Origin of the sequence: Glycomyces arizonensis DSM 44726 (genome assembly GCF_000482705.1) — a bacterium.
Taxonomy (GTDB): Bacteria; Actinomycetota; Actinomycetes; order Mycobacteriales; family Micromonosporaceae; genus Glycomyces; species Glycomyces arizonensis.
On record NZ_AXWO01000001.1, the window covers coordinates 433,416 to 455,464 of the forward strand.

19 protein-coding genes are annotated in these 22,049 nt (G+C 71.2%); 9 read left to right on the plus strand and 10 right to left on the minus strand.

Features of this window, described 5'->3' with window-relative positions; all coding sequences use genetic code 11:
• The first annotated feature begins 16 nt into the window (after window positions 1–16).
• From H613_RS0101990 to H613_RS0102020, 7 genes are all read left to right on the plus strand, one after another.
• Window positions 17–334 (plus strand): PadR family transcriptional regulator, encoded by a 318-nt coding sequence (locus H613_RS0101990; protein WP_026922475.1) that lies wholly within the window; start codon window positions 17–19, stop codon window positions 332–334.
• On the plus strand, window positions 331–933 hold the full coding sequence (locus tag H613_RS28820; RefSeq protein ID WP_026922476.1) for a permease prefix domain 1-containing protein: 603 nt from the start codon (window positions 331–333) through the stop codon (window positions 931–933). Before H613_RS0101990 ends, H613_RS28820 begins: the two co-directional genes overlap by 4 nt.
• 39 nt (window positions 934–972) lie before the next feature.
• Window positions 973–1,788 carry a hypothetical protein gene (locus H613_RS0102000; RefSeq protein ID WP_026922477.1) on the plus strand — a complete coding sequence of 272 codons (816 nt, stop codon included), beginning with the start codon at window positions 973–975 and terminating at the stop codon, window positions 1,786–1,788.
• Window positions 1,789–1,891: 103 nt separating this feature from the next.
• Window positions 1,892–2,410, plus strand: coding sequence for a SigE family RNA polymerase sigma factor (locus tag H613_RS23860; RefSeq protein WP_035735531.1), 519 nt, complete (start codon window positions 1,892–1,894; stop codon window positions 2,408–2,410).
• Window positions 2,411–2,417: 7 nt separating this feature from the next.
• Window positions 2,418–3,977: a hypothetical protein gene (locus H613_RS0102010; protein WP_026922478.1), complete on the plus strand. Its 1,560-nt coding sequence runs from the start codon at window positions 2,418–2,420 to the stop codon at window positions 3,975–3,977.
• Between the two features lie 237 nt (window positions 3,978–4,214).
• Window positions 4,215–4,727 carry a SigE family RNA polymerase sigma factor gene (locus H613_RS0102015; RefSeq protein WP_026922479.1) on the plus strand — a complete coding sequence of 171 codons (513 nt, stop codon included), beginning with the start codon at window positions 4,215–4,217 and terminating at the stop codon, window positions 4,725–4,727.
• A gap of 19 nt (window positions 4,728–4,746) precedes the next feature.
• On the plus strand, window positions 4,747–6,219 hold the full coding sequence (locus H613_RS0102020) for a hypothetical protein (protein WP_026922480.1): 1,473 nt from the start codon (window positions 4,747–4,749) through the stop codon (window positions 6,217–6,219).
• A gap of 88 nt (window positions 6,220–6,307) precedes the next feature.
• Here the strand turns inward: H613_RS0102020 and thpD are convergent, their stop codons facing one another.
• From thpD to H613_RS0102065, 9 genes are all read right to left on the minus strand, one after another.
• Window positions 6,308–7,195 (minus strand): ectoine hydroxylase, encoded by an 888-nt coding sequence (thpD, locus tag H613_RS0102025; RefSeq protein ID WP_026922481.1) that lies wholly within the window; start codon window positions 7,193–7,195, stop codon window positions 6,308–6,310.
• Between the two features lie 23 nt (window positions 7,196–7,218).
• Entirely contained in the window at window positions 7,219–7,632 is a 414-nt protein-coding gene (locus tag H613_RS0102030) for an ectoine synthase (RefSeq protein ID WP_026922482.1), read from the minus strand.
• Window positions 7,629–8,888, minus strand: a complete 1,260-nt coding sequence (gene ectB, locus H613_RS0102035; protein ID WP_026922483.1) for a diaminobutyrate--2-oxoglutarate transaminase — start codon at window positions 8,886–8,888, stop codon at window positions 7,629–7,631. Before ectB ends, H613_RS0102030 begins: the two co-directional genes overlap by 4 nt.
• Before the next feature lie 187 nt (window positions 8,889–9,075).
• On the minus strand, window positions 9,076–9,633 hold the full coding sequence (gene ectA, locus H613_RS0102040) for a diaminobutyrate acetyltransferase (RefSeq protein ID WP_084546226.1): 558 nt from the start codon (window positions 9,631–9,633) through the stop codon (window positions 9,076–9,078).
• Window positions 9,634–9,708: 75 nt separating this feature from the next.
• Complete coding sequence (locus tag H613_RS0102045) at window positions 9,709–10,644, minus strand: MazG nucleotide pyrophosphohydrolase domain-containing protein (protein ID WP_026922485.1); 936 nt, start codon at window positions 10,642–10,644, stop codon at window positions 9,709–9,711.
• A complete protein-coding gene (locus H613_RS0102050) occupies window positions 10,641–11,225 on the minus strand; it encodes a hypothetical protein (RefSeq protein WP_156925770.1) in 585 nt (194 codons plus the stop codon). The genes H613_RS0102045 and H613_RS0102050 overlap by 4 nt, the downstream gene beginning before the upstream one ends.
• Before the next feature lie 96 nt (window positions 11,226–11,321).
• Window positions 11,322–11,720 (minus strand): hypothetical protein, encoded by a 399-nt coding sequence (locus H613_RS0102055; RefSeq protein WP_026922487.1) that lies wholly within the window; start codon window positions 11,718–11,720, stop codon window positions 11,322–11,324.
• Between the two features lie 31 nt (window positions 11,721–11,751).
• Entirely contained in the window at window positions 11,752–15,342 is a 3,591-nt protein-coding gene (mfd, locus tag H613_RS0102060; protein WP_035735534.1) for a transcription-repair coupling factor, read from the minus strand.
• A gap of 117 nt (window positions 15,343–15,459) precedes the next feature.
• Window positions 15,460–16,305: a metal-dependent hydrolase gene (locus H613_RS0102065; protein WP_026922489.1), complete on the minus strand. Its 846-nt coding sequence runs from the start codon at window positions 16,303–16,305 to the stop codon at window positions 15,460–15,462.
• 141 nt (window positions 16,306–16,446) lie between these two features.
• On the opposite strand from H613_RS0102065, the gene H613_RS23865 reads away from it, so the two are divergent.
• On the plus strand, window positions 16,447–17,313 hold the full coding sequence (locus H613_RS23865) for an arylamine N-acetyltransferase family protein (RefSeq protein WP_051392819.1): 867 nt from the start codon (window positions 16,447–16,449) through the stop codon (window positions 17,311–17,313).
• A gap of 13 nt (window positions 17,314–17,326) precedes the next feature.
• Here the strand turns inward: H613_RS23865 and ppc are convergent, their stop codons facing one another.
• The gene (gene ppc / locus H613_RS0102075; protein WP_026922490.1) at window positions 17,327–20,083 is read right to left on the minus strand and encodes a phosphoenolpyruvate carboxylase; all 2,757 of its coding nucleotides are present in this window, start codon (window positions 20,081–20,083) and stop codon (window positions 17,327–17,329) included.
• A gap of 413 nt (window positions 20,084–20,496) precedes the next feature.
• On the opposite strand from ppc, the gene cysC reads away from it, so the two are divergent.
• On the plus strand, window positions 20,497–22,041 hold the full coding sequence (gene cysC, locus H613_RS0102080; protein WP_026922491.1) for an adenylyl-sulfate kinase: 1,545 nt from the start codon (window positions 20,497–20,499) through the stop codon (window positions 22,039–22,041).
• The last annotated feature ends 8 nt before the right edge of the window (window positions 22,042–22,049 follow it).

A 22,049-nucleotide genomic window follows, 5' to 3' on the forward strand; every position in this document is an offset into this window, starting at 1 on the left:
CGTACGCTGGTATGCCATGGACGCAGACGGCATTCACGGCCAACTCGACACGCTCATCCTCGCCACACTCCGGCGCGGCGAGGCCCACGGCTACGCCATCATCGGGGCGCTTCGTGAGCGCAGCGGCGAGCAGCTCGACCTCCCCAGCGGCACCGTCTACCCGGCCCTGCGCCGCCTCGAGCGGGCCGGGCACGTCGCCGGCAAGTGGACGCAGGCCGGGGGGCGCCGCCGCCGCGTCTACGAGCTCACCGAGCAGGGCCGCAGCGCGCTCGAGAAGGGCCGCGAGGACTGGCTCGCGCTCCGCCGGGTCATGACGGCGGTCCTGGACGCATGAGCTACCTCGAGGAGGTGGCCGCGCCGCTGCGCGGTCCCCGGCGGCTGCGCGAGGACATGCTCGCCGAGCTCGGCGACGGCTTCGAAGAGGCCGTGGCCGACGGCGTCGAGCACGGCCTCAGCCGCGAGCAGGCCGTCGAGCGGGCGTCGGCCGACTTCGGCTCCCCCGACATCGTCGCCGCGGCGATGCAGCGGGAGCTGGAGACCGCCCAGGCCCGCCGCACGGCCTGGACGCTGGTGGTCGCACTCCCGGCCATGACGATCCTGTGGGATCTCCTCGGCGGCGACGGCGACCCCGGCCTCGCCGTCACGGTGCTCGCGCGCCTGACCGACGCGGCCTCCGCCGCCGCGTTCACCGCCGCCGCCCTCGTCCTGACCGGCCGCCTGGAACGCCGGGCCGCCTCGGCGTGCGGCGCGCTCGGCTTCTGCGCCATAGGCGTCGCCCTCGGCTGCTCGGCCGCCATCGCCGCCCTCGCCGAGCCGTCCGACACCCCGTCCGCACTGCCGTTCCTGGTGCTCGCCTCGGCGGCCGGGACGGTGTGGGTGTCCGCCTCGGCCCTGCGGGCGCTGCTCGTCGGTGCGGTCAGGCGCCGGACTTAGAATGCGTAGGTCATTCCCCGAGTCAGGTGAGGCGGTTCCATGCCCTCCGAAGACGACACTCCGCGCGAACACCGGCGCCTGGGCGAGGATCCGCCGCCGGGCGCCCCCGACATGTTCGCCCCCGAGCCGCAGTTCGCCCCGCCCCCACCCCCGCGCCGGAAGCCGCGGCGGTCTCGCCGCACCACGCTGGCCGTGACGATCGGCCTCCTCGCCGCCCTCGTGCTCGGCGGCGGCACCACCGCGTTCGTGCTCCTCGGCGACGAGCCGGAGGCCCCCGGCTTCACTCCGGTCGGCACCGACCTCACCGAGGACCTCGGGCCGTTCGACCCCGACCAGGCCGATTACCACCCGTTCACCCTCGAGCAGGACGCCTGGCTCCCCACCCCGCAGGGACAGCACTGGTCGCTCCAGGACACGGGCGACACCAGCGCCACCTTCGACAAGGACGCCGCCGAGGACACGGTCATCCTCATCTGCGGCGACATCCGCGACCGCCTCGGGAGCTACCCGACGGGCTTCACCGACCACGAGGCCTGGTTCGCCGCCGAGGAGTCCCGCGACCACGAGCGCCGCGGCGACGGCGACGAGTACGCCATCACCGCCGGGCCCGAGTACAGCGACTACATCATCGACGGCCGCCAGGCCTTCCTCGTCGAGATCCAGTACCACTGGACGCAGTGGGACGACCCCGAGGCGGGCCCGACCGCGGTCGACTACACCCGCGCCCAGGCCTACCTCTACATCGACCGCGGCGCCCGGGCGCCCGCCCGCTGCACCGTCACCGCCCACCACGGCGCCACCGACGGCTACGACGAGGCCGTGGACGCGCTGCTCGGCGTCCGGCTCGAAGACTGAAAACGGCGCGTAGCGGAGGCAACCTTCCTCGATTCGGCCGCGTATTAAGCGCGACGGGTCTTTTCGCTCTACCGGCCCGCCCCCTCGACGTGAGAGAAGCCCCGTGGACCGTGAACAGCATGAGGCCGAGTTCCGCACTTTCGCCGCCGCCCAGCGCGACAGCCTCCACAAATACGCGTACCTGCTGTGCGGGGACTGGTACGAGGCCGACGACATCGTCCAGAAGTCGCTGACGAAGCTGTTCGCGGCCTGGCGGCGGATCGAGCCCGGCGGCGCCGCCGCGTACACGCGCAGGATCGTCACCAACACCTACTTCTCGCACCTGCGCCGCGAGTGGGTGCGCCGGGAGCGGGCGACCACCGAGCTGCCCGAGCCCGTGGCCCACGGCAGCCCGCAGGAGGCGGTCGACACCAGGATGGAGATCCTCACCGCGCTGGAGCGCCTGCCGCCGAGGCAGCGCGCCACCGTCGTCCTGCGGTACTGCGAGCAGTTGACGCTCGAGGAGACCGCCGACGCCATGCGGTGCTCGATCGGGACGGTGAAGAGCCAGTCCTCCAAGGCCATACAGGCGCTGCGCAGGCTGCTTCCCGCGACGCCGCAACCCGAGTACCACGGAAGGTGAGACCGCCATGCACGACGATTCGCACATCGTCGAGTCGCTCCGCAACGCCCGACCCGAGCTCGTGCCACCGGTCGAGTTCGACGTCGACCGGATCATGGCGGACGGCCGCCGCCTGCGCCGCCGCAATCGGCTCGCGCTCGGCGGCGCCTCCGCGGCGGGCGTGGTCGCCGCGGTGAGCGCGATCGCGCTGGTCCTGACGATGTCACCGGAGAGCGCCCCGGTCGACACCGCCGACCCCGCGCCGCAGACCACGGCGGCCGAAGAGGAGGAGGCGCCCGCCGTCGACCCGACGGACGCGGCCATGGCCGGGTACCCGTGGACGGAGGCGTGGAGCTACGGCTCCCCCGGGGGCCTCGACCTCGATCTCAAGGCGGCCACCGCCGCCGCGTTCGCCGGACTGCTGGTCGAGGGCGGCCTCTGGGACGAGTCGGCGATCCCCGAGCCCACCGCCGAATGCGACCTGCTCAGCGGGGACCCCGCCATGACCGGCGAGGGCTGCGATTTCGGCGACGTCGACTTCCTGCTCAACGCGGAGCAGCGCCCCGGCAACTACGGGCAGGTGTTCCTGCGCGAATACCACGCCGAGGTGTGGGGCGACCAGTACGCGATCGAGCATCCGGTGTTCAACATGGACCTCTACCTGCCCGGCGGGTGGACGGCCGAACCCGGGCCGGTCACCGGGCAGGTCTTTCCCCAGCACCTGATCAGCAGGGCCGCCTACTACACCGACGAGGCGCCCGTGTTCGAGTCCACGACGCTCGACGACGGCCGGACGGTGTCGACCGCCGACCACGGCTGCGCCTACGACGTCCTGATCGCCTACCCGACCGGCACCGCGCTGCGGCTGTCGTGGGAGATCGGCTGCGAGCCCGGCACCGAGGGGATGTACCCGGTGGAACTGGAATCACTGGTGGACGCGGCCCTGACGATGCCCGAACTCGACTACGAATCCCCAGAGCTGCAACCGGTCGACGAGCTCTGGGACATCCCGACCGGCTGGCTGTGGGACCCGTCGTGGGAGTCCGAGGCGGCGGGCGACGCCGCCGCCGCGGGCGAGGCGGCGCTGGCGGTCCTCGACGAGCGTTACCCGGGCGCCACCGTGGGCAGCGCGACGCCGACGCAGAACGGCGTCGAATACCGCGGCGCCACGCACCTCCGCGTCTACCGGTTCAGCGGCACGCTGCCGATGACGACCGACATCGACGGCGAGGTGTTCCCGGTGGGCTACGAGATGCACTACTTCCTGCCCGGCGGCTGGCTCCCCGGGCTGGGAGACGGCTACGTCGGCGAGCCGTACCTGGCGGTCTGCCGGGACGACGAGGGCGCTGAGGGCGCCACGTGCAATCGGTTCGAGCGGGACGGCCGGACGGTCGTCACCGAGCAAGAGGAGGGGCTCGACGGCAACTACAGCGTGACCGTCCACCACCCCGACGGCTGGGCCGCCTCGATCTGGATCGAATCCGCCGCGGACGCGGGCCTGACGATGGACGAGATCGTGGACCTGGTGCTGGCTCTCCCCGCGCCGCCCTACGACGCCGAGGCGGTCCCGGAGGTCCCCACCGAGTAGTCCCCCCGCTCACGCCGCGGCCCCGACTCCGAGCCGAGTCGGGGCCGCGGCGCTATCTTTGACGGCTCTGCCTTTGAACGACTCTGCCTTTGAACGACCCTGCCCAATGCTCCGAAGAACTGCTTCGCTCGCGGGCAACCCGCGCGGCCCCGGCACCGTATCCAGCTATGCCGACCGCACCGAGTCAACCCGCGGCGCCGGTCGGCCTCGAGATCCGACCCGTCGAGAGAGAGCCCTGTGAAGCCGAACGAACAACAGGAGGCCGAGTTCCGGGCCTTCGCCGTCGCCCAGCGCGACAGCCTGCGAAGATACGCGTTCCTGCTGTGCGGGGACTGGTACGAGGCCGACGACATCGTCCAGAAGGCGCTGACGAAGCTCTTCAGCGCCTGGAACCGCGTCGACCCCGGGGGCGCCGGCGCGTACGTGCGCAAGATCGTCACCAACGTCTTCCTCTCCCACCGGCGCCTGGCGTGGGTGCGGCGCGAACGCGCCTCCGCCGACCTCCCCGACCACGCCTTCAGCCACCCGCAGGAGGCGGTCGAGGTGCGACTCGAAGTGCTCGCGGCGCTGAATCAGTTGCCCTCCAGGCAACGCGCGACGCTCATCCTGCGGTATTGGGAGCAGCTGTCCGTCGACGAGACCGCTACGGCGATGGGCTGCTCGACCGGGACGGTGAAGAGCCAGACCTCCAAGGCCCTGCGAAAGCTGAAGGAGCTCCTGGCCCACTCCTCCGTCCCGGTCCAGGCATAGCGGCAGAAAAGGAACCACTATGAACGATCATGATCCCACAGACATCATCGGAAGGGCGCTGCCCGACGCTCCGCCTCCGGCGCGCTTCGACCTCGACCGGGCCGTGAGCGACGGCTACCGGGCCAGGCGCCGCCACCGCGCCGTCCTCGGCGGCGCCGCCACCGCCGGAGTCGCGGCCTTCGCCGGAGCGATGGCGCTGGTCATCGGCCTGAACCCCGGTGGGGGCGGCGGTCCCGCGGCCGCCGACGGATTCGACTTCGACCCGGCCATGGCCGGCTACCCCTACGACGAGGACTGGGGCGCCGCGCAGGACGAGGAGGAGACCGCCGAGCCCCGCGGCGAGGCGAGGGAGGTCAAGGACGCGGCCACCGAGGCGTTCGGGCAGCTGCTGGCGGACGCCGGCATCTGGAACGACGCGCAGCGCACCGCGACCGAGGACGACTGCTCCATGTTCGCCGAGACGCCCGAGGTCTACGAGGAGTGCCTCGGCAAGCCGCTCGGCCTGGCGTACCAGGCGAACCAGACGCCGGCCAACGGCGGCGAGGTCTACCTGCGCAGCTACTGGCTCGCCGACGGCAACGAGGAGGCGGAGTCCCCCGCGTTCACGGCCGAGGCGCTGCTGCCGGGCGGCTGGACCGCCGAGCCGGGCCCCGTCGGCGGGCAGGCGTTCCCGCAGCACCTCATCGACGGCGAGGGCGCCGAGCTCACCAGCGAGGAGCTGGACGACGGCCGGACGCTCACGATCGCCGACGGCGAGTGCGGCTACGACCTGGCCGTGGTCTACCCGAACGAGTCGGGCCTGCGCGTCTCGTGGGACACCGGCTGCGAGGGCGAGCGCCCGGTGGACCTGGACGCGCTCACCGACGCCGTCCTGTCGATGCCGGAGTTCGACTTCGACACCGCCGGACTCGCGCCGGTGGAGGCGGTGGTCGACCCCTCCGATTGGCCCACCGACGACGACTGGGACGGGAAGGCCCAGGCCGACGCGGTCGCGACCGGCGAGGCCGTCGAGGAGGCGCTCACCGCGCTCTACCCGGAGGCCGGCCTGATCGAGGAGTCGGTCGGCGCCATGACCCTGGACCAGGGGGACACGACGGCCCTGCACCAGTACGGCATGGCGGTGGAGCTGCCCTACGAGGCGTTCGCGGGCGAGGGCGACGCCGACGTCAACGTCACCTACACGCTGCCGGGCGGCTGGTCCGCCTGGAGCCCCGACGATGAGAACCTCGACGCCGGGCAGCTGCCCGACTGCGACGGGAAGGTCGACGCCGCGTGCGAGCAGGTCGAGGTCGACGGCCGCACCGCCGTCCTCGAGTCCAACCCCGAGGCCGGCATCTACGAGGTGACCGTCTTCGACGAGGACGGCTGGGCGGTGAACCTGTTCATGACCTTCGAAGGCGAGTTCGACCTCACGCTCGATGAGTTCACCGAGCTGGCGGCGGCGATGCCCGCCCCGGTCTACGACGAGGACGCCGTCCCCGCGGGCGACTGACGCTCGCAGCGAGACTGTTGCACACCAAGAAGCGCGGCGGCCCCGACTCGAAACCGAGTCGGGGCCGCCGCACTGCGCGGTCGGTGCGCTAGCGCAGGACCTGCCAGTCGCGGGAGCCGAGGAACTCGGGCCTCGGCTCCTTCGCCGCGAACGGGTCGGTCAGCGCGTTGTCGACGCTGTTGAACACGATGAACAGGTTCGAGCGCGGGAACGGCGTGATGTTGCCGTTCGAGCCGTGCATGCAGTTGCAGTCGAACCAGATCGCCGAGCCGGCGTCGCCGGTGAACTGCTCGATGCCGTGCTTGTCGGCGAGCAGCCGCAGCGAGGTCTGATCGGGCGTGCCGATCTCCTGCTCGGTCAGCGACGCCTTGTAGTAGTCGTCGGGCGTCTCGCCCACGCACGAGACGAACGTCTTGTGCGAGCCGGGCATGATCATCAGCGAGCCGTTGAAGTGGTAGTTCGCGGTGAGCGCCAGCGAGAGGCTGACCGCCCGCATCCGCGGCATACCGTCCTCGGCGTGCCAGGTCTCGAAGTCCGAGTGCCAGTAGAACGGGTTGCCGCCGAACCCGGGCTTGTAGTTGACCCGGCTCTGGTGGACGTAGACGTCCGAGCCGAGGATCTGGCGGGCCGTGCCCGCGATGCGCTCATCGCGCAGCAGATCGGCGAACAGTTCCGATATCTTGTGGACGTCGAACACCGAGCGGACCTCTTTGGAGTCCTTCTCGCGGATCACGCGCTCGTCGCCGTCGAGCGAGGAGTCGTGCAGCATGCGCTGCAGCTCGTCCTGCGCCGCCTGGAGCTGATCGGGCTCCAGCAGCTGGTCGATCGCGGTGAATCCGTTGGCCTCGTGAGCGTCGAGCTGTCCCGCGTCGAGAGGGCCGTCGCCGGGTCGTCCCCAGACGGCCGGGTCCTCGTTGCGGTAGATCAGCCGCGGCTCCTTGGCGACCCGCGTCGGGTAGTTGTCGCGGGTGTTCATGATGGGTCACTCCTTCATGGTGATCAGTCGTCTTCGGTCAACAGCGGATAGACACCGTGCTCGTCGTGGACCTCCTTCCCCGTCACCGGCGGGTTGAAGACGCAGACGGTGCGCACGTCGGTCTCGGCCACGAGCGTGTGCCGCTCGTGGCCGTTGAGGAGGTACATGGTCCCGGGCGCGAGCTCGTGGACATCGCCGTTGTCGTGATCGTGGAGCTTCCCCGTGCCCTCGATGACGTAGACCGCCTCAACGTGGTTGGCGTAGTGCATCGTGGTGGAGGTCCCGGCGAACAGGACCGTGTCGTGCAGGGAGAATCCGACCTTGTCATTGGCCAGCATCAGGCGGCGTGAGCGCCACGTGCCCTTGGCCTTGTCTCGGTCGTTGCCCTCGACGTCGCGGTCGGTGCCGATCAGGTCGGCGAGGCGGCGGACGATCATGCTTGCTCCTTCGCGATCGCGGTGACGGCGTCGCGCAGGATCGCCACGCCCTCTTCGAAGTCCTCATAGGACGTATTCAGCGGCGGGAGGAACTTGACGACCTCGTCCTCCGCGCCCGACGTCTCCATGAGCAGGCCGTTCCGGAAGGCCTCCTTGCAGGTGCGGCCCGCCAGCTCGGCCTCGGCGAACACCAGGCCGCGGGCGAGCCCGCGGCCGCGCGTCGACAGCTCCAGCTCGGGGTAGGACTCGGCGATCTTGCCGAGCTCGGCGTCGAGCCACTCGGCCTTGACGTCGACCGCCTTGGTGAACTCGTCGTCGCGCCAGAACGTCTCCAGCGCGGCGGCGGCGGTGACGAACGCGGGCGCGAACCCGCGGAAGGTCCCGTTGTGCTCGCCGGGCTCCCACACGTCGAGCTCGGGGCGCATGAGCGTGACCGCGAACGGCAGGCCCAGGCCCGAGAGGGACTTCGAGAGCGTCACGATGTCGGGCGTGATCCCGGCGCGCTCGAAGGAGAAGAACGGGCCGGTGCGCCCGCACCCCATCTGGATGTCGTCGACGATGAACAGCATGTCGTGCTCGCGGCACACCTCCTGGAGGCCGCGGAGCCACTCATCGGAGGCGACGTTGATGCCGCCCTCGCCCTGGACGGTCTCCACGATGACCGCGGCGGGCTGGTCGAGCCCGGAGCCGGAGTCCTCCAGGAGGCTCCGCAGCCACAGGAAGTCGGGCGTCTGCCCGTCCATGTAGTTGTCGTAGGGCATGGTGGCGGCGTTGTTGAGCGGCACGCCCGCGCCGCCGCGCTTCATCGAGTTGCCCGTGACGGCCAGGGCCCCCAGCGTCATGCCGTGGAAGCCGTTGGTGAACGAGACGATCGTCTCGCGGCCGGTGTACTTGCGGGCGAGCTTGAGGGCGGCCTCGACGGCGTTGTTCCCGGCCGGGCCGGGGAACTGGACCTTGTAGTCGAGACCTCTGGGCTTGAGGACGACATCGTCGAACGTCTGGAGGAACGTCCGCTTCGCGGCCGTATAGGTGTCCAGAGAGTGGATGACGTTGTCGTCGGCGAGATAGGAGAGGAGCGCCTCCTTGAGCACGGGGTGGTTGTGGCCGTAGTTGAGCGACCCCGCCCCGGCGAAGAAGTCGATGTACGACTTCCCGTCTTCGGCGTTGAGCCTGCTGCCCCGCGCGGTGGTGAACACCGCCGGCCAGCTGCGGCAGTAGGAACGGACTTCTGATTCGACCTTTTCGAAAACCTGCATTGTCTCTTTTGGTCGGCCTGATGAGCTGCCTCTGCTTCCCGGGCGGTGTGACCGCCAGGCGCTTACCCGGGCCGGCATCCTCGATGCCCGGGTAGGACGGGTGGCGGGCCCGCGGCCGGGCCTCCGCTGCGCGGCGGCCCGAAGGGACCCAGAACTCGCGGCGGCCTCGCGACCGCCGCCCTCCGGCTCAGTCCAGTGGACCGATGCGGTGGAGCAGCTCCGGCTCATGGCCGGATCCGAGTTCCCGCTCAGAGAACAGCACGTCCACCCCCATGGTCGCACCGTTCGCCTCGGCGAACGACTCGAACAGGCGGATGGACGCTTTATTGTCCGGAGTCACTGTCGCTTCCACGAAGCGAACTCCTTGCGGGCGCAGGCGCTCGACCACGTGGTCGAGCATGCGCCGCGCCAAACCACGGCGACGGTGGTCCTGTCCGACCGCGACCTGCCACACGAAGTACGTGTCAGGCGCCTGCGGCCGCCGGTAACCGGTGATGAAGCCCGCCAGACGGTCGGCGTCGCGGGCGACGACGCTGGTGCCGGCGAAATCGCGGCACCACAGCAGGTAGGCATACCTGCTGTTGACGTCAAGGGCCCCCGCGTTCGCGGCGAGCTCCCACAGTCGCGGCCCGTCGTCGATGCGTGGCGCATCGAAGGTCAGTTCGGCTGACCCGCGGGCCTGGTTGCCTCGGACCTGGGTGTCTTGCCCGATATGGGCTGATTCACTTGCGTCACCGGGTGGCATGGGAACTAGGGTAGCAAAAAACGGGCCCGACTGTTAAGCCCAGCCGAACGGTATTGTGAAGCCAGACGCGCGGTGCTACTCCTCGATTCCCGCCTTCACGACCACGGCGCGCCTGAGGGCGAGCTCGGGATCGACCCCGGCGGCCCTGGCCGCGACCACCGCGGCGAGCAGGAACTCCCCCACGTCATCGGCGTCGACCTTCGCCCCGCCGGGCAGCTCGGGGAGGTCGAGCGGGGCCCCGGCGTCGGCGAAGCGATCGATGACCTTGGAGGCGAACGCCAGCGACGGCAGGCGGCGGGAGACGCCGTCGGCCGGGTGGTCACGGTGCGGCTTCTCGGCGGCCTTGGCGCTGTGCCAATGCTCATAGAGCTCGTCGGGGTCGGCGTCGCCCCACACGTGCGGGTGGCGGCGGATGATCTTGTCGACCACGGCCCCGGCGACGTCGTCGATGTCGAACTCGCCGCGCCCGGCCGCGAGCCGCGCGTGCAGGACCGGCTGGAACAGCAGGTCGCCGAGCTCCTCTTCGAGATCGGCCGCGTCGCCGTCGGCGATCGCGTCGAGGACCTCGTAGGACTCCTCCATCAAAAACGGCGCCAGGCTCTCGTGCGTCTGCGAGCGGTGCCAGGGGCAGCCGCCCTCATCGGCGTGGAGCTGCTCGACGGCCGCCACGAGGTCCAGCAGCCTGGCCCCCGGCGGGTCCCACGAGCCGTAGACGACCTCCAGTTCGAGCTCCCCGCCCGCGACGTACTCGGCGAGGGCCTCGCGGAGCTCCTCGTCGCCGTCCTCGCCGACGATCCAGACGCCGCCTTCTTCGAGGAAGGCGGCGGCGTCGTCGACGAGCAGCACCTCGATCCCGGCGTCGCGGACCGCCTCGACGGTGGGCGAGGAGTCGAACGCGGCGACGGCCTCGGCCTCGTGCAGGGCGTCCCAGGCCTCCACCGTGAGCAGGCCCGCGGGGATGCGCGGGGAGGTCAGGAGCCAGACGACAGTGCTCGCCTCTGCGGCGCTCAACGCTGCGGGATCTCCACGTCGAACAGGCCCTGGAGCTCCTCGGGCATGACGCTGAAGGCGTCGACGCCGTAGCGGGGGTTGACGCGGATGTCGTACTCCTCGATGTACCCGCCCAGGAGATCGGAGAAGCCCGCCGAGAACTTCAGGTCGGCCTTGTTCTGGTCGGGGAGCTGCGCGAACTCGAAGCCGATCTCGCGCAGCTTGGCGAGCTCGGGCTCGGTGAGCTCCCTCGGCTCGGCGTCGGCGGCGATCGTGTTCAGGTACCCCTGCGCCGCGATGCAGCGCTCGTCGAGGTCGCTCACGGCCTGCCCGGTGTCGGGTTCGGGCAGGTCGAGGGCCCGGCCGAGCTCGTCGAACATCAGGCACAGGACCGCCTGCTCGCGGCTCGCGGCGTAGTCGATGTCGGCGGGCGCGGCGCCTTGGTCGAGGTAGGAGGTGACGGTGTCGTCGACGTAGCCGTCGAGCGAGGCCTCGGAGACCCGCTCCTCGCCGACGTACAGCGCGGCGCCCTGCACGTTGCTGCACGCCGTCAGCGCCGCCACTCCGACTGCCGCCAGTCCGGCCAGTTTCAATGTGCGCACGGTCATACCCTTCCGCTCATGCGATTGCCTCTGTGAGGTTAGTCGCAGCGCGATGCCGGTCCCTATCCGGCCACCGGTTCGAGTGCCGCCGGGCGGTCAGCGCCTCGACTTCCGCTTGTCGTGGCGGTGGCGGAACATGCATCGCACGCCCGCCTGCAACCGCACGGCGAAGACGAGGATCAGCAGGCCGAAGGCGACCAGCACGACGGCGGCGCCGCCCGTGGGCGCCTGGTCGATGAAGAACGCGAGCCCGGTGAAGAAGAGCGCGACGAGGCAGCACAGCAGGACGAACGACCAGAACCACCGTTCGAACCAGCGTGAGGTCCGGGACGATTCGAGGTAGGAGTTCAGCGAGTGCCGCGCGGCGAGGCCCCCGGCCGGATGAGGGACGGCGTTCTCTCCGCCGCGGAAATCGGCGCGGAGGTACCGCCGAGCCAGCCGCTGCCCGAACGCCTCGTCGGCGGCGCGAGGCCGCACTGCCCTGCCCTTCGCCATCACTCCACGATGCCACGGCGCCGCCAGGCGCTCATGCGGCTTCGGGGACGGTGTCGGTGATGAGGTCGGCGCACCACTGGAGGAGGGCGAGGCCCTCGATCGGCTTGCCGCCGATGCGGGAGGTCGTGGGGCGCGGGACGCTGATCAGGCCGGCCTGGGCCTTGTAGTGGGCCTCCGGGTAGTGGCGGCGCAGGCGCATCTGCTTCGAGTCGGGCAGCTCGACGGTGGAGAAGCGGAGGTTCTTGCCCTGCAAGGTGATGTCCGTCAGGCCGTGGGCTCGGGCCAGGAGGCGGAAGCGGGCCAGGTGGAACAGGGTCTGGACCTGCTCGGGCGCGGGACCGTAGCGGTCCTCCATCTCCTCGCGGACCTCCTCGAGCTCGGCCTCGTCGTGGACCTCGGAGATCTTGCGGTACATCTCCAGGCGCAGCCGCTCGACCTCGATGTAGTCGACCGGGACGTTGGCGTCCAGCGGCAGTTCGACCTTGACCGGCGCGGGGGGCTCCTCGCCGCCGCCCTTGAAGGCCGTCACCGCCTCGCCGACCATGCGGAGGTAGAGGTCGAAGCCGACGTCGGCGATGTGGCCCGACTGCTCGGCGCCGAGCAGGTTGCCCGCGCCGCGGATCTCCAGGTCCTTCATCGCCACGTACATGCCCGCGCCGAGCTCGGAGTGCTGGGCGATCGTCGCCAACCGCTCGTGGGCGGTCTCGGACAGCGGCTGCTCGCTCGGGTAGAGGAAGTAGGCGTACGCCCGGTCGCGGCTGCGGCCGACGCGGCCCCTGATCTGGTGGAGCTGGGACAGGCCGAGCAGGTCGGCGCGCTCGACGATCAACGTGTTGGCGTTGGGGATGTCGATGCCCGACTCGATGATCGTCGTGGAGACGAGCACGTCGAACTCGCCCTCCCAGAAGCCCTGCATGATCTTCTCGAGCTGGCCCTCGCCCATCTTGCCGTGGGCGACGGCGACGCGGGCCTCGGGGACGAGCTCCCGCAGCCGGGTGGCGGCGCGGTCGATCGACTCGACCCTGTTGTGGAGGTAGAAGACCTGCCCGTCGCGCAGGAGTTCGCGGCGGACCGCCGCGGCGACCTGTTTGGACTCCCAGGCCCCCACATAGGTCAGCACCGGGTGGCGCTCCTCGGGGGGCGTGGCGATCGTGGACATCTCGCGGATGCCGGTCACGGCCATCTCCAGCGTGCGCGGGATCGGCGTGGCGGACATGGTGAGCACGTCGACGGCGGTGCGCAGGGCCTTGAGCTTCTCCTTGTGCTCCACGCCGAAGCGCTGCTCCTCGTCCACGATGATGAGGCCGAGGTCCTTGAAGCGGGTCTCGGCCTGGAGGAGGCGGTGGGTGCCCACGAGGATGTCGACGTCGCCGTTCGCGATGCCCTTCTGGATCTCGGCGGCCTCGCGCGCCGACTGGAAGCGCGAGAGCTGCTTGATGCGCACCGGGAACTGGGCCATGCGCTCGATGAAGGTCGTGTAGTGCTGGCTCGCCAGGAGCGTGGTGGGCACCAGGACCGCCACCTGCTTGCCGTCCTGGACGGCCTTGAACGCGGCGCGGACGGCCACCTCGGTCTTGCCGTAGCCGACGTCGCCCATCACCAGGCGGTCCATCGGCACTCGGGCCTCCATGTCCGCCTTGGTGTCGACGATCGCCGACATCTGGTCCGGCGTCTCGATGTAGGGGAAGGCGTCCTCCATCTCGCGCTGCCACGGCGTGTCCGGGGCGAACGCGTGGCCCTCGGCGGCCTGGCGGGCCGCGTACAGCTGGATGAGCTCGGCGGCGATCTCGCGCACGGCCTTGCGGGCGCGCCGCTTCGTCTTCTGCCAGTCGGTGCCGCCGAGCTTGTGCACGGACGGCTGCTCGCCGCCGACGTAGCGGGTGAGCTGGTCGAGCGAGTCGGTGGGCACGAAGAGGCGGTCGCCGGGCTGGCCGCGCTTGGAGGCCGCGTACTCGATGACGAGGTACTCGCGCTCGGCGCCGCCGATGCTGCGGCGCACCATCTCCAGGTACTTGCCGACGCCGTGCGAGTCGTGGACGACGTAGTCGCCGGGCGAGAGTTCGAGCGGATTGATGGTGCCGCGGCGCCCCACGGCCTTGCCCTTGCGGGGGCGCTGCGCGGCGAGGGCCTTGCCTCCGGCGATGTCGGCGGCCGTCACGGCCACCAGTCCCGCGGCCTCGTCGATGAAGCCGACGGCGAGGGTGCCGACGCAGGCGGTCACCTCGCCGGGGGCGAACGATGCGGGCGAGGCGGCCAGGTGGGCGCCGACTCCGGCGCCGCGGAGCTGCTCGGCGGCCCGCTCGGCGCCGCCGAGGGCCGGGTAGACCACGGCCACGGCGCGGCCCGACTGCGTCCACGCCTTCATGTCGGCCGTGAGCTTGGCCGCGTCGCCGTGGTAGCGCGGGGCCTCGGTGATGCCGAGGTCGATGGTGATCGAGTCATCGGCAACATCGCCTGACGGGCCTTCGCCGGTGATCGCCGCCAGTTCGGCGGCGAGCGCGTCCTCTTCGGGGGCGGCGGCGAACGGGGAGACGGTCCACCAGCGCTGCCCGGCGCCGAGCGCGACGGTGCGGGCGTCGGCCAGGTCGCGGAAGATCCCGGCGCCGAGGTCCACGGGGGCCTGGGCCCCGGCCGCCGCGGCGGCCCAGGAGGCCTCCAGGAACTCGTTCGACGTGGCGACCAGGTCGGTGGCGCGGGTGCGGATGCGCTCGGGCTCGATCGCGACCACCAGGGCGTCGGCGGGCAGCGTCTCGCTGAACAGTTCGAGGTTCTCGGGGCCGACCAGGGAGGGCATGAGCGATTCCATGCCTTCGACGGGGATGCCCTCGGCGAGCTTGGCGCACATCTCGGCGATGCCCGGGTGCGAGTCGGCGAGCGCGGCGGCCTTGGCGCGGACGTCGTCGGTCAGCAGCAGCTCGCGGCAGGCCGTGGCGCGGAGCTCGTCGGCCGGGTCGAGCGAGCGCTGGTCGGCGACGGAGAACTCGCGGATCGCGTCGACCTCGTCGCCGAAGAACTCCAGGCGCAGCGGGTGCTGCGCGGTGGGCGGGAAGACGTCGAGGATGCCGCCGCGCACGGCGAACTCGCCGCGCTTCTCGACGAGGTCGACGCGCTCGTAGGCGAGGCCGAGGAGGCGTTCGGACAATTCGGGCAGGTCGGTCTCGTCGCCGCGGCGCAGGTGGATCGGTTCGAGCGCGCCCAGGCCCTTGAGTTGGGGCTGGAGGGCGCCGCGGACCGGGGTGACGATGACGCGGGGCACGTCGCCGCCGTGGATGCGGTGCAGCAGTTCGAGTCTGGTGCCGACGGTGTCGGAGCGGGGCGAGAGGCGCTCGTGCGGGAGGGTCTCCCAGGCGGGGTAGAGCGCGATGTCGTCTTCGGGGATGAAGGAGGCGAGGGCCTCGGCGAGCTCTTCGGCCTCGCGGGAGGTGGCGGTGACGGCCAGGAGCGGTCCTGGCGCGTGCCGGGCGGCCTGGGCGAGGGCGAGCGGGCGGGCGCCGGGCACGGCGATCACGTCCACCGCCCGGTCGGAGGCGCGCGCGAGCTCGGCGACGCGGGCGAGCTTCGCGGAGGCGGACGCGGCGTCGAGCAGGCTCGTGAGCTTGGAGGCGGCCTTGCCTTCGGACATTCGGGGACTCCCAACCCGTGTTCTGGGCACGCGGACGGGCCGGTGCCGCGACTGGGAGAGGCGCGGAACCGGCAACCGGTCGAGTCTACCTCGCGCTCGGCGTCCGCTCTGCGGGCTTCATCGCCCGAGGAGGCTGCCCATGGCCGTGCCGTCGACGGAGCCGCCGAAGAGGAACTCCTGGACTTCGGGGAGGTTGTAGAACATGCCGAGGACGACGATGAAGGTGAGGACCGGCAGGAGGATCCGGTTCTCGGCCTTGCCTCCGGCACGCAGGGCGATGTTGTTGGGCAGGCCGAGGTCGGCCCAGCGGCGCTTCTTGATCGGGATGGGGAACAGCAGGGGCGAGCCCATCTTGGTGATCATGTCGCCGAGGATGTGGATGAAGCAGCCGATGCCCATGGCGAGGCCGACGATCCAGTAGGAGCGGTCGGGCGGCAGCAGGCGGTACATGCCGTAGGCACCGGCGAGGGCGACGGCGGTGGTGACGATCCAGCCCTTCTTGTTCACCGCCGAGGGGAGCAGCCCGCGGACGGCGAGTCCGGTGAGGACGAACAGGACGGCGATGACCGCCGGTTTGCCGAAGTAGGCGCCGAGGTAGCCGACGCCGGTGCCGACGAGCGCGGCGTGGACGGCGGTGTGGGTGAAGGTCCGGTGCCCGTTCTTGCGTTTTTTGTCCTTTTTAGACTTGGTGAGCAGGTAGAACCAGTAGCACAGCCGCTCGACGCACTCGGCGAAGAACAGCGAGACGACGCCGAAGGAGCGGGCCACTGTGGACCCTCCCTTGTTCTCGGTGACCTTGCCCGCGCAGTCGATGTCGGGGTACAGGGAGGCGCCGGAGACGGCGATGGTGCCGACGATGAGTTCGGCTGAGGACTGGTCGATGTCGAACGCCAAGGAGGCGATGGCCGATCCGGCGAGCCAGAGGGCGGCTCCGGACATGGCGTGGGTGGGGCCCATGACCATGGTTGAGGTCTCCTTCAAACAGGGCGGTTCCGGGGGAGGACGATGCGACTATGCCATACCACCGCAAGGAGTGCGGTCACGGCGGCGGGCGCATTCCCAATCTATGTCGATGGTGCGACACGCCCGCGATAGGGTCAGAGGGTGTTCAGCACCTCCCAGCTCGACGCCTACCTGGAGCGGATCGGGCTCGCAAGGCCGAAGCGACTGACGGCGGACGCGCTGGCCCGGATCCACCGCGCGCACATCGACACCGTCCCGTACGAGAACCTCGAGATCCAGCTCGGGCGGCCGATCCGCCTGGAGAAGGGCGCGCTGTTCGAGAAGATCGTCGCCGGGCGGCGCGGCGGCTTCTGCTACGAGCAGAACCACACGCTGGCGCTGGCGCTGGAGGCCGTCGGCTTCGAGGTGCGCCGCGTCCTGGGCGGGGTCGCCCGCGCCGTCGAGGGCGACGGCAACTGGTTCAACCACCTGCCGCTGATCGTGCGCGCCGGGCGCGGGGAATACCTCGTGGACGCCGGCCTCGGCGTGGGCTTCCGCGACCCCCTGCCGCTGCGGGAGGGCAGCCACCGGGTGGGGGCGTTCAACTTCGGGCTGTGGCGCATCGACGACGACGCGGGTCTGTGGCGCTGCTCGATCGACCCGCGCGTGCAGGACCTCTCGTTCGACTTCGAGACGTCGGCCAGGTCCGTCGAGGAGTTCGCGCCGAAGTGCCGCGAGCTGTCGACCTCGCCGGACTCGCCGTTCGTCAAGACGCTGACCGTCCAGCGGCCGGGCTCGGCGGCGACGACGGTGCTGCGGGCGCGCACGCTCACCGTCTTCGATCCGACGCTCCCCGAAGGGAAGTCGGTGCACCTGGTCGAGGACCACGGCGAGTTCGCCGAGCTGCTCGGCGGCCGGTTCGGCCTGGCGTTGTCCGAAGAGGACATGGAAGTGCTGTGGGAGCGGGCCTGCGAGCAGCACGAGCGGCGACTCGCCGAGGACGCGGAGAAGGCGCCCTCGGCGAGCTGAGTGCCCTTGCGGCTCAGCCGGTGTTGCGCAGCCCGGCGGCGATGCCGTTGACGGTGATGAGCAGGGCCCGCTTGAGCTGCGGGTCCACGCCGCCTTCGGCGCCGCCCTCGGCGCGGTAGCGCTTGAGCAGCGAGACCTGCAGGTGGTGCAGCGGCGCCAGGTAGCGGTCGCGGACCTCCAGGGTGCGTGCGAGCTGCGGATTGGCGTCCAGGAGCCGCTCCTCGCCGGTGAGCGCGAGGATCTCGGCGACGGTGCGCGCGTGCTCGACCTTGATGGCCTCGAAGACCGGATGCAGCTTCTCGGGGACGAGCGCCGCCACGTACTGCGCGGCGATGTCGAGATCGGTCTTCGCCAGCGTCATCTCCACATTCGAGATGAAGTTGGAGAAGAAGTGCCACTTGCCGTGCATCTCGGCGATCTCGTCGCCCAGTCCCGCCTCGCGAGCCGCGGCCAGGCCCGAGCCGACGCCGAACCAGCCGGGCACGATCTGCCGCGACTGGGTCCAGCCGAACACCCACGGGATCGCCCGCAGGCCCTCCAGTCCCGCGCTCGTGTTGGGACGCTTGGAGGGACGCGAGCCGATGTTGAGCGCGCCGAGCAGCTCGGTGGGGCTGACGGCCCAGAAGTAGTCCGACAGGCCCGGCATGGCGGTCAGCTCCCGGTAGGCGGCCTTGGCGGCCCCCGAGGTCTGCTCCATGACGTCGAACCAGCGGTGCAGCACGTCCGGCTGGTGCCTGGGCTCGGTGTGCAGCAGCGTCGCCTTCAGCGAGGCGGCCACGGTCAGCTCGAGGTTCTCGCGGGCCAGCGCCGGGAGCGTGTACTTGTCGGAGAGCACCTCGCCCTGCTCGGTGATCTTGATGGCGCCGTCGAGCGTGCCCGAGGGCTGGGCGAGGATGGCCTCGTGGGTGGGGCCGCCGCCGCGGCCGATGGTGCCGCCGCGGCCGTGGAACAGGCGCAGGCGCACGCCGTGCTTGGCGGCGACGTCCCGCAGCTGGCGCTGGGCGGCCTGGATGGACCACTGGCTCGTGGTGATCCCCGCGTCCTTGTTGGAGTCGGAGTAGCCGAGCATGACCTCCTGGACGTCGCCGCGCGCGGCGACGATCGCCCGGTAGGCGGGCAGACTCAGCAGCCGGTCCATGAGGGCCTCGGCGCCCGCGAGCTCGCGGACCTCTTCGAGCAGCGGCACGAAGCCGACGTCGGCCCTGCCGCGGGCGACGTCGACCAGTCCGGCGTCGCGGGCGAGGATCGCCGGGGCGAGGACGTCGGCGGGCTCGTGGGTCATCGAGATGATGTAGGACTCCACGATGGACTCGCCGAACTCCTCCTGGGCGTCCTTGATGGCGCGGAAGACGCCGAAGGTCTTGCGGTTGGCCTCGGAGAGCGCGACGTCGGCGGGCGCGAGCGGGCGGTGGCCCGACAGTTCGCGCGCGAGCAGCTCGTCGCGCTCGGCGTCGGTCAGCTCGGCATAGGGCTTGTCGAGTTCCCCGGCGGTGTCGTACAGCTCGGCGAGGACCGCGTGGTGGGCCTCGGAGTGCTCGCGGACGTCCATCGTGGCCAGTTGCAGGCCGAAGGCGGCGACGGTGCGGATGACGCGGTCGAGGACGCCCTTGGCGGCGAGCTGGCCGCGGTGGCGGGCGAGCGAGTCGCGCATGACCTGGAGGTCGGCGATCAGCTCGCGCCCGTCGGCGTAGTCGATGCCCGGCCGGTGGGCCAGGCCCTTCGCGTGGCGGGTGCGGGTGTTGGCGAGCTTCGCCTCGATGGCGCGGGCCTTGAGCCGGTAGGGCTCCTCGGCGTGGATGCGCCGGTAGCGGGCCGGGATGTTGTCGAGCCGGTCGAGGTCGGCGGCCACCGAGTCGACGAGCTCCTGGGCGGCGGGGCGCACGGCCTGGGAGACCGACAGCTCGTTGATGAGTTCCGCGACGGCGCCTTCCGCGGCGGCGATGCCGTGCTCGTGCTGCATCAAGAGCACCTGTTTGGTGACCTCGGGGGTCACGAAGGGGTTGCCGTCCCGGTCGCCGCCGATCCAGGTGCCGAACTTGAGCGGGGCGGAGCCGGGCCGGGGCGATCCGCCGAGGTCGGTGAGGGTGGCGTTGAGGTCGGTCAGGACGCGGGCCGCGGCGTCGCGGTACAGGTCGGTGAGGTAGTAGATCGCGTTCCGGGCCTCGTCGGTGGGCTCGGGCCGCTCGACGCGCAGCTCGTCGGTCTGCCACAGCAGGTCGATGATCTCGGCGAGGCGCGAGTTGACGGCGTCGACGTCGGCCGAGCCGAGGACGGCGCGCTCGGCGGTCTCGGCGTCGAGCAGGTCGGCGATGTTCCGCAGTTTGACGAGGATGGAGCGGCGCGCGGCCTCGGTGGGGTGGGCGGTGAAGACGGGCCGGACCTCGAGGCGGTCGGCGGCGGCGGCGATCTGGTCGGCCGGGATGTCCTCGGCGGTGATCTCGGCGCGGGCCTGCTCGAGCCAGCCGCCGTTCTCGGCGCGGGAGCGGCGCATGTCGCGGGCGCGGTGGACCTGCTCGGTGATGTTCGCGAGGTGGAAGTAGGTGGCGAACGCGCGCGCCAGGTCGACCTCTTCGGTGACGTCGAGCTTGGAGAGGCGGGCGGCGACGGCCGCGGGCTTGTCGCGGACCAGGCCGCGGACCTCCTCGACGAGTTCGAGCAGCTGCGGCCCCTCCTGGCGGACCAGCGCCTGGCCGAGGAGGTTGCCGAGGCGGCGTATGTCCCGGCGGAGCTGCTTGTCGTCTCCTTCGCCGGGCGTGTCGTAGTAGTCCATGGAGTTCTCCGTAGGTGGGTTGGGCAAACCCCGGTCCTGGGGCCGCTCGCGCCGACGCCGATGTCCGCGGTCACTGCTGCACTACTGCCGATCGCACGGCTGCCGGGGCCGCGTCCGCGAGGCGGTCTCGCTCCCGATGACGACGCTTTCAGAGCCGTGGATAGGCACCCTCGGCGATGCTTGCGAGCCGTAAATCAGCGCTGCCAGCGTAACTTACCGGCGACGGTCGCGTCACTCGCTCGGCCCGCGATGCGGGACGGCCGCGGCATCGGCGCCGGTCGGGCCGCCGAGATCGTCCGCACTCCCGCACAGCGGGTGAGGCGCGTGACGGAGCCGTGGAATACCCTGGTGCCACCACCGAACCGGCCGACAGTGCACAACCGCCCGAGCACTCGAAGGGATCGCGACCAACGATGTCTGACTGGGTACTGCCCGACGAGGTCCTCGCCGAGGCGCCGAGCCACACTCCGCTGCCCCATGAACTGGCCGACCTCGAACTGCTGCTCTACGGCGCCTACGCCCCCCTCCGCGGCTTCATGAGCGAGGCCGAGGCCCGCCACGTCACGCGGACCGGCATGCTGAGCGACGGCACGGCCTGGCCGGTGCCGGTGACGCTCGACGTGCCCGTCGAACTCGCCGAGCAGCTCGACAACCCCGACCGCAAGCGCCGGGTGCTGCGCATCACCGACCCCGAGGGCGCGCCGGTGGCGGCCGTCGAGTGCCACTCGCTCGACCCGCTCGGGCCCGACATCGTCCGCGTCGGCGGGCCGGTCCGGCGCATCGCCGACGCCGCCCACGGCGTGTTCATCGGCCTGCGGGCCACCCCCGAGCAGGCGAAGACCACCTACACGAAGTCGCGGGTGCTGGCGCTGGTCGCCGACCGGCCGCTGCACCGCCCGCAGCTCGCGCAGCTGGTCCGCGCCGCCCACAACCTCGCCGCGCACGTCCTGGTCATGATCCCCACCGGCGACGAGATCAACGGCGACACCGCGCTCAGGCTGCCGACGGCGGCGCTGGTGCGCAGCGTCCTGGCGGCCAAGGACCGGCTGCCGACCGCGACGGTGCTGACGGTGCCGCTGTCCAAGCGCGGCGACCGCCTCCGCGACGGCCTGCTGACCGCGAAGGTCGCCGCCGCCTACGGGGCCACGCACATCATGACCGGCCCCGACGGGCTCGGCGGCGGCGACGGCGTCCGCTCGATGGTGCCGCGCGAGCTGGCCTACGACACGCGCGACGGCCAGTGGCGGCCGGTCGAGGACATCGAGCCGCCGTTCCGGCGCGCGGCGATGAGCGACGCCGAGATCGCCGACATGCTCGACCGCGGCTTCGGGCTGCCGGAGTGGCACACGCCGCCCAGCGTCGCCGCCGAGCTGCGCAAGGCCCGCCCGCCAAGGCGCCAGCGGGGCCTGGTGCTGTTCTTCACCGGGCTGTCGGGCTCGGGCAAGTCGACGATCTCGCGCGGGGTCTACGAGGCGCTCCTGGAGGAGGGCACGCGCACCGTCTCGCTGTTCGACGGCGACGTGGTGCGGCGCGTGCTCTCGGCCGGGCTCGGCTTCTCCAAGGCCGACCGGTCGATGAACATCCGGCGCATCGGCTACGTGGCCTCCGAGGTGGCGCGCCACGGCGGCATCGGGATGGCCGCGCCGATCGCGCCCTACGAGGCCGACCGGGCCGAGGCCAAGCGCATGGCCGAGGCCGCGGGGGCCGACTTCGTGCTCGTCCACGTCGCGACGCCGCTGGAGGTGTGCGAGGCGCGGGACCGCAAGGGCCTGTACGCCAAGGCCCGGGCCGGGCAGATCCCCGAGTTCACCGGGATCTCCGACCCGTACGAGGAGCCGCCGAACGCCGAGCTGACGATCGACACGAGCGACATCACCGTCGGCGAGGCCGTGGAGCAGGTCATCGAATACCTCTCCGACGGCGGCTGGCTGGAGCCGATCGGCCTCAAGATCGCCTGACGGGCCAT

Excerpts from the sequence above, each read along its gene's own strand:
- H613_RS0101990 (WP_026922475.1), top strand. The coding sequence starts at position 17 with ATGGACGCAGACGGCATTCACGGCCAACTCGACACGCTCATCCTCGCC.
- H613_RS28820 (WP_026922476.1), top strand. The coding sequence starts at position 331 with ATGAGCTACCTCGAGGAGGTGGCCGCGCCGCTGCGCGGTCCCCGGCGG.
- H613_RS0102000 (WP_026922477.1), top strand. The coding sequence starts at position 973 with ATGCCCTCCGAAGACGACACTCCGCGCGAACACCGGCGCCTGGGCGAG.
- H613_RS0102010 (WP_026922478.1), top strand. The coding sequence starts at position 2,418 with ATGCACGACGATTCGCACATCGTCGAGTCGCTCCGCAACGCCCGACCC.
- H613_RS0102020 (WP_026922480.1), top strand. The coding sequence starts at position 4,747 with ATGAACGATCATGATCCCACAGACATCATCGGAAGGGCGCTGCCCGAC.
- thpD (WP_026922481.1), bottom strand. The coding sequence starts at position 7,195 with ATGAACACCCGCGACAACTACCCGACGCGGGTCGCCAAGGAGCCGCGG.
- H613_RS0102030 (WP_026922482.1), bottom strand. The coding sequence starts at position 7,632 with ATGATCGTCCGCCGCCTCGCCGACCTGATCGGCACCGACCGCGACGTC.
- ectB (WP_026922483.1), bottom strand. The coding sequence starts at position 8,888 with ATGCAGGTTTTCGAAAAGGTCGAATCAGAAGTCCGTTCCTACTGCCGC.
- ectA (WP_084546226.1), bottom strand. The coding sequence starts at position 9,633 with ATGCCACCCGGTGACGCAAGTGAATCAGCCCATATCGGGCAAGACACC.
- H613_RS0102055 (WP_026922487.1), bottom strand. The coding sequence starts at position 11,720 with ATGGCGAAGGGCAGGGCAGTGCGGCCTCGCGCCGCCGACGAGGCGTTC.
- mfd (WP_035735534.1), bottom strand. The coding sequence starts at position 15,342 with ATGTCCGAAGGCAAGGCCGCCTCCAAGCTCACGAGCCTGCTCGACGCC.
- H613_RS0102065 (WP_026922489.1), bottom strand. The coding sequence starts at position 16,305 with ATGGTCATGGGCCCCACCCACGCCATGTCCGGAGCCGCCCTCTGGCTC.
- ppc (WP_026922490.1), bottom strand. The coding sequence starts at position 20,083 with ATGGACTACTACGACACGCCCGGCGAAGGAGACGACAAGCAGCTCCGC.
- cysC (WP_026922491.1), top strand. The coding sequence starts at position 20,497 with ATGTCTGACTGGGTACTGCCCGACGAGGTCCTCGCCGAGGCGCCGAGC.